Here is an 11,387-nt window from a genome sequence, read left to right on the forward strand (position 1 = left end):
GGGTGCCCTCGTCCAGGCTTTCGACCCGGTCCACCATCTGACTGACCGTCTGGCTTTCGATGGGCAGTCCGGTGGCCGGGGAATGGGGGATGCCGACCCGCGCCCACAGCAGGCGCATGTAGTCGTAAAGCTCGGTGACCGTGCCGACGGTGGAGCGGGGGTTCTTCGAGGTGGTTTTCTGCTCGATGGAGATGGCCGGCGACAGGCCCTCGATGTGATCGACGTCGGGCTTCTGCATCAGCTCGAGGAACTGGCGCGCATAGGCCGACAGCGACTCGACATAACGGCGCTGGCCCTCGGCATAGATGGTGTCGAACGCGAGGCTGGATTTGCCCGAGCCTGACAGGCCCGTCAGCACGGTCAGCTTGTCGCGCGGAATTTCGACGTCGACGTTCTTGAGATTGTGCTCGCGCGCACCGCGAATGACGATGTTCTTCAGCATTCTACCTTCAGACCCAACAGCCCAGACCTATCTGGAGCCACTTTCCAAGCAGAGGCAGGGCCCCCGCCGCAACCCCGTTATGCAAGGGGACTCGCGAAATAGTGAACATATAGGGAACGATGGCGCCCGTCCATGCCACATTTCCGACAAGTCCCGCGTAGAATGCGCGACGCACACGGGGGGCGCGCATGCGGTGGCAAAGTTGGACGGCCTACGGTCTGATGGGGTTCTTTCTGGTGCTTTACGGCGTTTCGATGTTTCTGCCGGGCCTTGTTTTGAACCAATCGCCGGTCGTGCCGCCTGAGGCGGTAACCGAAGCCAACGCCGTGTCATTTCTGGCCCGGCATGCGGCCTGTTGGGGCCGAGACAGCCGGCTCAGTCTGGCGCCGAACGGCGACGTTCGAGACGACAAGGGCAACAAGCTCACGCACGACGAGCGCCAGCAGATCGCCTGCCGTGATCCGGACAATCAAACGGTCTATCGCGGCTACGAAGTGCTGGCAGTCGGTTGGCTCGGCATTTTTTCAAGCGACTTTGCTTGGTACGCGAACCTCTTGGCGTTGGTGGCCCTTATCCTGGCATTGATGGGGCGTGCGCCGAAAACGGCCACGCTGCTGTCGGTAGGTGGCGTTCTGTTTGGACTCGATGCGTTCCGCTTCACCGGCATGCCATCGCTCGATGTGCCCGGCCAGCCGCTCGATCATTTCGGTAGCGGCTATTACGTGTGGGAGGTTTCCCTGGCGGTGTTGTTGGCCGCACAGCTCATAACGCTGTGGCAGCGGCGGGAACCGAAATCGCACTGATGCGTTTGAGTAACGCCTCCAAGCCGAGTTGCCAATGCCTCGCTCCCATCGCGACGACATCGATGCCTTGCGCGCGGTCGCGGTGGTTCTGGTCATGCTGTTCCATTACGGCGTGTTCGGCGGAGGGTTCGTCGGGGTCGACGTCTTTTTCGTCATTTCCGGGTACCTGATCGGCGGCATCATCGACCGCGAGCTGCAGGGCGGACGGTTCTCGCTGGTGTCGTTCTACGAGCGGCGGGTGCGGCGCATCTTTCCGGCGCTGTTCGTGATGATGGGCGTGGTCGCTGCCGTCGCCGCGGTGGTGCTGTTTCCGCCGGCGTTCGAACGCTTCGGCAAAAGCGCGGGCGCGGCGGCGCTGTTCTGGTCGAACATCTATTTCGCGGGCACCGCGGATTACTGGGACCCGGCGGCCACCACCAAGCCGCTCCTGCACACCTGGTCGCTGGCGGTCGAGGAGCAGTTCTATCTCGTCTTCCCGCTGATCCTGTTCGCGATCCGCAAGGCGTCTTCAACGGTGCGATTGGTGACGCTCGGCGCGCTGGCGGTGATCTCGTTCGCGGCGTCGGTGTGGGCGGTCGCGGCGGTGCCGACCGATGCATTCTATCTGGCGCCGTACCGGTTCTGGGAATTCGCGTTGGGGGCGGGGCTGGCGATTCACAAACTGTCATCCCCGGCGGGCGCTGCGCGGCAGCGCGAGGGAAGGGGACCCAGGTATTCACGGCCGCAGGATGCAGAAAGGTCGGCACGCGCTTCGCTCTATTCCATTGCAGCATTTTGCCGGAGAGTCCTGGGTCCCCTTTCCCTCTCGACCCTCGCGCTTTCGCGCGCTGGTCGGTTGGCCGGGGATGACAAAGTTGGAGATGGTTGGCCCAACGCAATCGCGTCGCTTCTCGGCCTCGCGATGATCATCGGCGCCGGCTTGTTTTTGCCGCGGGGCGGGGCGTTCCCCGGGTTCGCGGCGCTGCTGCCGTGCGTCGGGGCGGCGCTGGTGATTGCGGCGGGGGCGGACAATCCGGTGTCGCGCGCCTTGGCGTGGCGGCCGGTGGTGTTCGTCGGGCTGATCTCCTATTCGGTCTATCTCTGGCATTGGCCGGTGATCGTGCTGGCCGAACAATGGGCGACCACCGCGCTGACGCCGCTCGAAATCCTCGGCTGCGCCGCGGCGACGTTGGCGTTGTCGGTGCTGTCGTGGCGCTTCGTCGAACAGCCGTTCCGCAACAAGACGAAAATCTCGCGACGGCCGCTGTTCGCGCTGGCCGGCGCGGCGATGGCGTGCGTCTGCCTGTTCGCGGTGCAGTCGGTGCGCACCGGCGGCTTTCCGCATCGCTTCAACGCCGACGTGGTGAAGATCGCCGCCCTCGAAGCCGCCCCGCGTCCGGCTGCGGCGCGCTGTTTCGGAATTTCGCCGGCCGATGTTTCGGTGGCGCGGCTGTGCGGCATCGGCGTCAATGACCGGCCGGCGACGTTCGTGTTGTGGGGCGACAGCCATGCCGAAGCGCTGCTGCCGGCGATCAGCGATATCGCCAACACACGTCACCGCCGCGGCCTGTTCGCGGGCTCGCCGAGTTGCGCGCCGCTGGTCGGCGTCAATCGCTACGACGTGCCCGGCTGCCGCGCCTTCAACGATGCGGTGCTCGCGATGCTGCGCCGGCACAACGAGATCTCGACGGTGATCCTGATGGCGCGCTGGGGCAAGGCGGCGGAAGGCACTGCCTACGGCAACGAGGGCCACGGCTTCGTCGCCATCGGCGATGATGTCGGGCGCGCGACAAGGCCTGAGGAGAATGCCGCGATTTTCGCGCGCGGGCTGAGGCGCACCATTGCGGTGCTGAGGGCGGCGGGCAAACGCGTGCTGCTGGTCGGGCCGGTGCCGGAAATCGGCTTCACCGTGCCGCAAGTCTTGGCGCGCCTCGCCCAGGAGCATCGCGAAAACGAAATCGTGTCGCCGCCGGCGCGCCAGTTCTACGACCGCGAAAAAGACGTGCTGCCGCTGTTCCGCGCCGCGGCGGCCGAGCAGGGCGTATCGGCGGTGTTCCCGCACCAATACCTGTGCGCCTCGGGGCGCTGTGCGGTGAAGAAGAACGGCATTCCGCTTTATCGCGACGAACACCATTTGAGCGATTACGGTGCCCGTAATCTCGAACCGCTGCTGACCCACGCGATCGATCCGCTGTTCGGCGGGGTAGGGTGACGTGAGGCCATTGTTCTGAAGGCGCGCGACGACGCGGAGCGGGTGCCGCTACTTCGGCAGCTCCGGCAGTTCGATGATGGCGATGCGGGTGTTGTCGCCGGTGCCGACGGTGGCCACGAGATGGCGCATGGTGCGGGTGAAGACCGGATGGTTGGCGTTGAAGAGATAATCGGTGACCTGCACCAGACCGCTGCCGTCGGGGTGGATCAGGAACAGCGCGAAGCGTCCATCGGCACTGCCGCGGTCGGACTCGAAGGCGATCCAGCGCCCGTCGGGCGACCACGTCGGCGCCCCGGCCGATAGCGGCTGGCGCTCGATCTGGCGCAGCGTTCCGCCGGCGATGAGCCACAGCGTGTTGGTCTGGTTGTAGGCGCCGCCGGCCTTTTGCGCCGCCAGCACGATCTGGCGTCCGTCGGGAGACTGGCTCGCCATGCCCGGCAGGATGACGGCGGGGTTGGTCAACTGCTCGATCTGGCCGCTGGCGAGATTGGCGCGCTCGATCGCCTGCTGCTGCGAATCCAGCATGATCAGCGACTGGCCGTCCGGGCTCCAATCGGGAAAGAACAGGTGCAGCGCAACCCCGTCGCCATAAATGATGTGCGCGGCGGTACCGTTGGGCTTGATGGTCCAGACCTGATCGAGCCCTTCGGCCGTGGTGGCGGTGAAGGCGATGAGATCGGCCGCCGCCGACCAGCGCGGGCGCGTTGCCGAAACCGGCAGTGGTGAGCGGGCGAGCGGAACGGCGGTGCCGCCCTCGATCCCGACCCGGTACAACTCCCAATGCTTCTGGTCGGTCGTCCGCGCAAAGACGATCGTCTTGCCGTCGGGCGAGACCGTCGGCCAGTAATCGGTGCCGGTGTTGGTCAGGACCTGCACCGCGGTGCCGTTCAGCATCGGCCAGTTGTGCTCGGCCGGCGGCGCCTCAAGCTTCTCGGCGGTGGCGGCGTCGATGCGCGGCGCCGGCGCTTCGCGGCCGTTCTGATCGATCACCAGTCCGTTGATGAGGTTGTCGGGGTCGGTCGTGAACTGCAGCCGTGCCGCAATGCCCTTGAGCGAAAAGCTGCCATCGGCTTCGGCCACCAGCTCGATTTTGGGCTGGTGGGTGAGGCGGATGACCAGATGATCGCCCTCGCGCATCACCGTTGCGACCAGACGCGGGGCCAACTCGTAATAGCCGACATAGCGGTCAAGCTGGGACTGCGCCGCTACGCGCGGCGTAAACAGCAATAGCCCAGCCAGGACGGCGGCGGTGCGTTTCATCTATCCCCCCGCCCCGATCGCGTGCGGACGGTTAATCTACACCCCGGGTTTTGCAGGCACAAACCCGCCCCCGGGTCCGAGGCATACAGAATCACCCAGGCAATCAGAATCCTGTCATCCGTTGTGAATGTGTCATACGCGTATTGGTTGCTCGCCGGGGCGGGCGCCAAGGTGTCGGCGATTTCATTTGGGCGCGACGATGTGCGGGTGGGCCCGGGCGAGACGTGGCGACTAAGTTCCGCGGGCATTTTCAGGCGTTGCGTGATGAAGTCGGTCAAGAAAGCGGTTGTGTTTTGCAGCGCGATGCTGCTGGCCGGGTGCGGTGGGGTTTCCGAAACGAGCGCGCCGCCGCCGGCGCTGACGCCTCCGCCGGGCTCGCCGCCGCCGCCGGTTTCCACCGTTGCCGCCACACTCACCGTGCCGCTCAGCGATTTGCAGCGCCTCGTCAACGAGAAGACGCCGCAGCGTTTCGCCGACCTCAAGAATCAGAAAATCCGCTGCGGCATCGGCGATTGCGTCACCACGCTATCGGCGCTGCGGACCGGCCCGATCACCGTCACCAATCGTGGCAGCGCCCTGGTGCTCGGGGTGCCGTTCGCGCTTGATGCCGATCTGGCGCTGCCGGCGCCGCTGTCGATGGTCCACACCGGTGTTACCGCCAACGGCCAGCTCAATGCGGTCAGCGCCCTGGGATTCGGCCCCGACTGGCAGGTCAAGCCCAACACCGGCGGCTCGGTCCAGTTCGGCAACGGCCGCGTCAAGCTTGGCGCCCTCAATACCGATTTCACCACCCTGTGGAACCTCAATCCGGAACTGCTGTCGAAGCCGCTGCTGTCCGTGCTCGACAAGGAAGTCGGCACCGCCGTGGTGGTGCGCGAGCCGGTCGCCAAGCTGTGGGCCGGCGTGTTCGCGCCGATCCGCCTCAACACCAAGCCGACCACCTGGCTGGTGCTGCAGCCCGAACGCATCCGCGTCGGTATGCCGGCGGTCGTCGGCAATGCGCTGACGATGGGTCTCGGCGTCGATGTCCGGGCGCGGCTGGTCGCCTCCGACGATACTCCGCAAGTTCACCCGACACTGCTGCCGCCGCCGGCCCCGGTCAATGGGCCCGCCAATCATTTCGCCGTCAGCGTGCCGGTGGTGCTGCCCTATGGCGAGGCGGCGCGGATGGCGCTCGAGGCGATGAAGAAGAATCCGCCGCGCGCCGGCACGCACACCATCACCATCACCAAGCTCGACTTCATTCCCTCGGGCCAGGATGTCGTGATCGCCGCCAGCTTCTGCATCGCCGAGAAATGGGACCCGACCGAAGCGATGACCGGCTGCGGCTCGGGCTATTTGCGCGGCGTGCCCGAGTTCGATGCCGCCACCCAGACCATCCGCATCACCCATGTGCGCTACGACGTGCTGACTCAGAACTGGATGCTGAGCGTGATGCGCGGGCTGGCCGGTGACGATCTTGGCAAGGCGATGGAGAAGGCGCTGCAGTTCAAGGTCGGCGATCAGATCAAGGCGGCGCAGGGCCAAGTCTCCGCCGCGCTGGCCCGACCGCAAGGCAGCATCGTGACCGTCTCAGGCCAGGTGCAGAATTACGGCCCGGTGTCGCTGAGCTGGAGCCGCGACGGCTTCGTCGCCATGCTGTCGGCCGAAGGCAGCATCAAGGCCGAACTGCATATGTGAGGATCTTTCCTCCCTCTGCTTTTTCTCGAGATGATCTCGGTGCCGCAGCGGGGCAGGCCGTTCAACGCTCTGGCATCTGTGTCTGAATACTAGTCGCAGTCGTTTGTGGGGCCGGTGGTAGCAGCCGCATGGGGCTACCACTTTTGTGACGCTCCTGTATCCTCCCCAGATGTTTGCGGAAGGAACATCCGCCACAACGATGTTCCGGTAGGGCGTTGGGGGTAAGTAAAATGGCCAAGACCAAGGCGGCATCGAACAATGCGGTCGAGCCGGACTGCATCGTGGCGCGTGACGAACTGATCAAGCAGTACATCGAAAAGCACGGCGGGCGTTATTCCCACCTCAAGGCCGCCGCCGATATCCACTCGGCCTCGGATGCCCTGGTTGTCGATCAGGCCCTGTTCGAAGACAGTGCCGCATCACAGCGCGAGGAAATGAAGAAGCTGTCGGACCAGTATTTCAAATTCCGCATCGAATTCTTCCGCTTTTCGCGGCGCCTGGACCGCACCTTCCGGGATTTGTTTCACCGGCCGCAGACCCATTCCGACCTCGCCGAAGAGGATATCGAACGCAAATTTCCCGAAGACCGCAAAACGCGGGCGCTGATCAAGGCCTTCCACCTGGTCATTCGCTCCAACCAGTTGCTCCATATTTTTCGCAAGCGGTTCATCCAGTTCGTCGGCGGTTCCGCGATCGCCGTCGTCGCCGGAGCGTGGCTGCATTTCGGCTATGCCGCGTGTGGCAACCTGGCGGGCCTCATCACCACCAGTTCGGCGGTCGTCATGCTGCTGGCTTGGATTTTCTGGCTCGTGGCGGCAATCGCCATCATTACGGCGGTCTGGTCCATCACCCAACTGATTCTGGTGTGGCGGCTCACCAACACCACCGACCATTTCAAGGAGGCGAACCAGACGAGCTGCGCCAACCTGCGGGCCTCGATGACCGGCTTCAATGCCACCGTCAGCCTGCGGTTCACGAACCTGCTCAACGTGATCAAGAGTTCGGAAGACAATTCCGAACTGGTCAAGAAGCACGATTGGCCGGCGGTGGCGCGCGATCTCTTCAAGATCGCAATGTGGGAAGGAAAGCGCATCGAAAGCATGGAGCAATTCTGGCAGTTCCAGTTCGAACGGCTGCGCCTACTGGAACTCGTCACCGACCGTGTCGGCAATTTGACCTCCCGCATCCTGGCGGGGGTGATGATCGTCGTGTTTGCCGCTGCTCTGCCATTCTGCCTGCCGGCAGCGCCGCTGTGGCAGCATCTGATTCACTACACTTTGATCCTCGGAATCGTCACGACGGGGATTTGGCGGATCGGAACCATCAGCCGCAGCGGCGGCCTGTCTTTCGGCATGCAGGACATCATCGACCAGGGCTTCGAAGACGAATGGCAGACCTTCGGCGCTCTCGGCTATTACGACAAAATCGCCCAGGAGTTCGAAAACGGCATGGGCGCGAAGCGCCTGGAGAAAATCAAGGAACGGATGCTCTGACCGGGCCGGCTGGCGCGATCACGCCGCAATCGTCGCTTCGCGTTCGGCGAAGTTGCGGTGGTCGGTGAGGGTGATGGTGACGCCGCAGTGGACCTGTTCGAACGCGCGCAGGCTCTGTTCCAGGCGGTCGAAATCGTAGGCGGTGGTGGGGAAGAAGCGCGGGCTCGGGATGAAGGCGATCTCGGTGCCGCGGCGGGGCAGGCCCTTCGCATTGCCGGCGGCGCCGGTGCATTGCAGGCGATGGACGAAATCGCCGAGATAGAAGCGCATCGCGTATTCCAGGCTGCCGCGCCAGATCCGCACTGCGAACTCCTCCGACAGCGCGTTGACCACCGGCAATCCAACGCCCGGCAGCGCGTCCGAACGCCGGCGCGCCGCGTCGTAGCGGGCCGAGGCGGTGAACTGGGTGACCAGGAGTTCGGCCAGCGGCACCTCCCATTCGGGATCGGTCTCCACCGGCAGTCCGGCGCCGTTGTCGATGACGCTGACCACATCGCCATCGTGCAACGCAACCGCCACGCGATCGCAGACCGGCGCCTCGGCCAGCGCGTTCGCCACCAGCGCAGCGACCATATTGTCGAGCCCGGTGCCGTCGGCGGTGTCGCCGATGTACATTCCAGGCCGAAGCTGTACCTGTTCCAGACCCATCACGTCCTCGCTGCCGGCTACCGTAGCGTGATCCGGGCGCGGCGGCGATTGCCGCGCGGCGTTCTGGGCTTTCGTTATCGAAACGAAGTTGGGGATTGACGGCGCACACAAGAACATAATAAGAACTGACGCAAGGTTCCCACAAGCGGAACCGCATGATACGCGCTAGGGTCTCTCCCGCACGTCCGGAAAGGAAGTAACCATGGCAGGCAGCGTGAATAAGGTAATTTTGGTCGGCAACCTCGGGCGCGATCCCGAAGTGCGGCGGATGACGTCGGGTGAACCGATCGTGAACCTGTCGGTTGCGACATCGGAATCGTGGCGGGACAAGACCTCGGGCGAGCGCAAGGAAAAGACCGAGTGGCATCGCGTCGTGATCTTCAACGAGAACCTCGCCAAAGTCGCCGAGCAATACCTGCGCAAGGGCTCCAAGGTTTATCTCGAAGGCCAGCTCGTCACCCGCAAGTGGACCGACAAGGACGGCCAGGAGAAATATTCCACCGAAGTCGTGCTCAACCGGTTCCGCGGTGAACTGGTGCTGCTCGATTCCCGCGGCGAGGGTGCCGGCTCCTACAGCGGCGGCGCCAGCCAGGGCCGTGTCAGCAGCGGCGGCGGCGACGCCCCGCAGAGCTTCGACCGCTCCGAACTGGACGACGAGATTCCGTTCTAAGGCCCTATCATCCCGGGCGCGCCGAGGTCGGTCTATCCGTCTGGCGCTATGGCGCGACCCGGGACCCACTCCAAAATCTGCCGGGAGACCACGTGGGTCCCGGCTCTGCGCGCCGCTCCATCATCGCGACAGCTCTACGCCATCTCGGATGCGGCGCTTGGCCGGGATGACAATCGGATGCGTTATTCCGCCTTCGCCTTCAGCGGCTGGACGTTGCTTTCGCCTTTGCCGTATTCGGGCTTGAGGTGGCCCGCGATATAGGCGCCGGACTGGATCGAAATGTCCTGGTGGATGACGTCGCCGGACATGTGGGCCGAGCTGGTCAGCACCACCTTCTTCGCCTCGATCTTGCCGTCGACGGTGCCCGACAATTCCACCTCTTCGCCCGAGACCGTGCCGTGCACCTTGGCGCCGGCGCCGACGCGGACCATCAGGGCGCGGACATCGCCTTCGACCTGACCCTCGATCTGGATGTCTTCCGAGCTTTCGAGCTGGCCGGTGATCTTCAGCGCCCGGCTGATCACCGAGACGCCGCGCTGATGGCCGGGCGTGCTCGGCACCGGGCTGGCCGAGGCCATCGGCCGGCGCACCGGCTCGGGTGCGGGCTGCGGCGCGGGGGCGCTGTGCTGGGGCTCCGGCGGCTTGGGCGCATTGGTCGGCTGCGGCTCCGGGCCCTTTTCATTGCGGGTGAACATATTGCTCATGGCCGTGTCTCCGGTAGTTGGGTGAGGGTCTCGAAATAGCTGGGCGGCCGCCAAGGCATTCTGCCGTCGACCCGGGCCCCGCGCGCCACCGATACGGTGTTATGGAAAATCCGTCCCGTGACATTCGCGGAACTTTCCACCGTCACGTTGAGCGCGAAGATGCGGCCGGAAAAGCGGCCCTCGACATGAACTTCATGCGCGACGACGTCGCCATCGACATTGGATTCCGGCGTCAGGATCACGCGGACGGCATTGATCCGCCCCGATACCGCACCGTGAACGTAAAGATCGCCGTCCATGTCGAGGACGCCGGTCACCTTCAGCGCCCGCCCCACATGCGATGGCGGCTGATCGTCGGTATCGCTGCGTGTCTGGGCGAACATGAAGCCTTTCCTGTTCAACCCCCGGTCCAATTAAGACCGTATCTTCGCCGCACCGCAAGCGCGCATCCATTGGCACCCTGATTGATCACGGGGAAATGGTGCCGGGCGCCGTATGTGACGCGTATCAACCAGGCCGGTGGCGGCCCGCCGGCGAAGCCGTTTTGAGGCATTTACGCAGCCCGCTCCGGAGCGCGAGAATCAGGGCGGGAGCAAGGCGCGCAAGGGCGTCGGTTTCCAGGTCCGGAGGGGACCGGTTTGATGCCAAATTTACATGTTTTATCAGTACCTTGCGGGACGGGTGGCGGCCGCATCTTTCGCTGGCAGAATCGCTCCCCAAAATGCTAGGAACGAAGGCCGATTGGACGCCCTCGGACCGGGTGGCGCGGGGTCGGCGGGCGGGGCCCTGTGCGTCGCCGAAAAAGTGCCTTCGAAGGAATAGCTTTGAGCGACACGCCGATTCCCACGCCGCCGTCTTCGGGCTCCAGCGTGAACCCGACCGCAATCGAAGACGAGCTGAAGCGCAGCTATCTCGACTACGCCATGAGCGTGATCGTCAGTCGCGCCCTGCCGGACGCCCGCGATGGCCTGAAGCCCGTGCACCGGCGCATCCTGTTCTCGATGCATGAGAACGGCCGCGACTGGAACAAGCCCTATCGCAAGTCGGCCCTCATCGTCGGCGACGTGATGGGCAAGTACCATCCCCACGGCGACCAGTCGATCTACGACGCCCTGGTGCGCATGGCGCAGGACTTTTCCATGCGCGTGCCGCTGGTCGACGGGCAAGGCAACTTCGGTTCGGTCGACGGCGACGCGCCGGCGGCCATGCGTTACACCGAAATCCGCATGGCTCGGATCACCGACGAGCTTTTGAACGATCTCGATAAGGAGACCGTCGACTTCGGCCCGAACTACGACGACAGCCTTCAGGAGCCGCGCGTGCTTCCGGCCAAGATCCCGAACCTGCTCGTCAACGGCGGCACGGGCATCGCGGTCGGCATGGCGACCAATATCCCCCCGCACACTCTGCGCGAGGTGGTCGATGCGACCGTGGCGCTGATCGACGATCCGTCGCTGACCTCGGACGCGCTCACGCAGTACGTGAAGGGACCGGAC

The 11,387-nt window shown here is 64.6% G+C and carries 10 protein-coding genes and 1 pseudogene; 6 read left to right on the top strand and 5 right to left on the bottom strand.

Going from position 1 to position 11,387, the window contains the following annotated elements; all coding sequences use genetic code 11:
* Nucleotides 1-442, bottom strand: a pseudogene (locus tag AC1P6P_RS16350) (excinuclease ABC subunit UvrA); the annotation flags it as partial.
* A 188-nt stretch (nucleotides 443-630) separates the two neighbouring features.
* Here AC1P6P_RS16350 and AC1P6P_RS16355 point away from each other — a divergent pair.
* On the top strand, nucleotides 631-1,245 hold the full coding sequence (locus AC1P6P_RS16355; RefSeq protein WP_481403514.1) for a hypothetical protein: 615 nt from the start codon (nucleotides 631-633) through the stop codon (nucleotides 1,243-1,245).
* A gap of 34 nt (nucleotides 1,246-1,279) precedes the next feature.
* Nucleotides 1,280-3,436, top strand: coding sequence for an acyltransferase family protein (locus AC1P6P_RS16360; protein WP_481403515.1), 2,157 nt, complete (start codon nucleotides 1,280-1,282; stop codon nucleotides 3,434-3,436).
* 48 nt (nucleotides 3,437-3,484) lie between these two features.
* On the opposite strand, the gene AC1P6P_RS16365 is transcribed toward AC1P6P_RS16360, so the two are convergent.
* Nucleotides 3,485-4,696: a hypothetical protein gene (locus AC1P6P_RS16365; protein WP_481403516.1), complete on the bottom strand. Its 1,212-nt coding sequence runs from the start codon at nucleotides 4,694-4,696 to the stop codon at nucleotides 3,485-3,487.
* A gap of 264 nt (nucleotides 4,697-4,960) precedes the next feature.
* Between AC1P6P_RS16365 and AC1P6P_RS16370 the strand changes: the two genes are divergently transcribed.
* Both AC1P6P_RS16370 and AC1P6P_RS16375 read left to right on the top strand, forming a co-directional pair.
* Nucleotides 4,961-6,376 (top strand): DUF4403 family protein, encoded by a 1,416-nt coding sequence (locus tag AC1P6P_RS16370; protein ID WP_481403517.1) that lies wholly within the window; start codon nucleotides 4,961-4,963, stop codon nucleotides 6,374-6,376.
* A 230-nt stretch (nucleotides 6,377-6,606) separates the two neighbouring features.
* Nucleotides 6,607-7,869 carry a hypothetical protein gene (locus tag AC1P6P_RS16375; RefSeq protein ID WP_481403518.1) on the top strand — a complete coding sequence of 421 codons (1,263 nt, stop codon included), beginning with the start codon at nucleotides 6,607-6,609 and terminating at the stop codon, nucleotides 7,867-7,869.
* An 18-nt stretch (nucleotides 7,870-7,887) separates the two neighbouring features.
* Here AC1P6P_RS16375 and AC1P6P_RS16380 read toward each other — a convergent pair whose 3' ends face one another.
* Nucleotides 7,888-8,517 (bottom strand): ATP-binding protein, encoded by a 630-nt coding sequence (locus AC1P6P_RS16380; protein ID WP_481403519.1) that lies wholly within the window; start codon nucleotides 8,515-8,517, stop codon nucleotides 7,888-7,890.
* A 202-nt stretch (nucleotides 8,518-8,719) separates the two neighbouring features.
* Between AC1P6P_RS16380 and ssb the strand changes: the two genes are divergently transcribed.
* Entirely contained in the window at nucleotides 8,720-9,187 is a 468-nt protein-coding gene (gene ssb, locus AC1P6P_RS16385; RefSeq protein WP_481403520.1) for a single-stranded DNA-binding protein, read from the top strand.
* Between the two features lie 182 nt (nucleotides 9,188-9,369).
* Here the strand turns inward: ssb and AC1P6P_RS16390 are convergent, their stop codons facing one another.
* A complete protein-coding gene (locus tag AC1P6P_RS16390) occupies nucleotides 9,370-9,891 on the bottom strand; it encodes a bactofilin family protein (RefSeq protein WP_481403521.1) in 522 nt (173 codons plus the stop codon).
* Nucleotides 9,888-10,274 carry a bactofilin family protein gene (locus AC1P6P_RS16395; RefSeq protein ID WP_481403522.1) on the bottom strand — a complete coding sequence of 129 codons (387 nt, stop codon included), beginning with the start codon at nucleotides 10,272-10,274 and terminating at the stop codon, nucleotides 9,888-9,890. Before AC1P6P_RS16395 ends, AC1P6P_RS16390 begins: the two co-directional genes overlap by 4 nt.
* A gap of 435 nt (nucleotides 10,275-10,709) precedes the next feature.
* On the opposite strand from AC1P6P_RS16395, the gene AC1P6P_RS16400 reads away from it, so the two are divergent.
* The coding region (locus AC1P6P_RS16400; RefSeq protein ID WP_481403523.1) for a DNA gyrase subunit A at nucleotides 10,710-11,387 on the top strand (678 nt) is incomplete at its 3' end.

Source organism: Rhizomicrobium sp., from assembly GCF_056722145.1.

What these genes read in the sequence shown, in the direction of transcription:
- AC1P6P_RS16365 (WP_481403516.1), bottom strand. Translation starts at nt 4,696, where the DNA reads ATGAAACGCACCGCCGCCGTCCTGGCTGGGCTATTGCTGTTTACGCCG.
- ssb (WP_481403520.1), top strand. Translation starts at nt 8,720, where the DNA reads ATGGCAGGCAGCGTGAATAAGGTAATTTTGGTCGGCAACCTCGGGCGC.
- AC1P6P_RS16390 (WP_481403521.1), bottom strand. Translation starts at nt 9,891, where the DNA reads ATGAGCAATATGTTCACCCGCAATGAAAAGGGCCCGGAGCCGCAGCCG.
- AC1P6P_RS16380 (WP_481403519.1), bottom strand. Translation starts at nt 8,517, where the DNA reads ATGGGTCTGGAACAGGTACAGCTTCGGCCTGGAATGTACATCGGCGAC.
- AC1P6P_RS16375 (WP_481403518.1), top strand. Translation starts at nt 6,607, where the DNA reads ATGGCCAAGACCAAGGCGGCATCGAACAATGCGGTCGAGCCGGACTGC.
- AC1P6P_RS16360 (WP_481403515.1), top strand. Translation starts at nt 1,280, where the DNA reads ATGCCTCGCTCCCATCGCGACGACATCGATGCCTTGCGCGCGGTCGCG.
- AC1P6P_RS16355 (WP_481403514.1), top strand. Translation starts at nt 631, where the DNA reads ATGCGGTGGCAAAGTTGGACGGCCTACGGTCTGATGGGGTTCTTTCTG.
- AC1P6P_RS16370 (WP_481403517.1), top strand. Translation starts at nt 4,961, where the DNA reads ATGAAGTCGGTCAAGAAAGCGGTTGTGTTTTGCAGCGCGATGCTGCTG.
- AC1P6P_RS16395 (WP_481403522.1), bottom strand. Translation starts at nt 10,274, where the DNA reads ATGTTCGCCCAGACACGCAGCGATACCGACGATCAGCCGCCATCGCAT.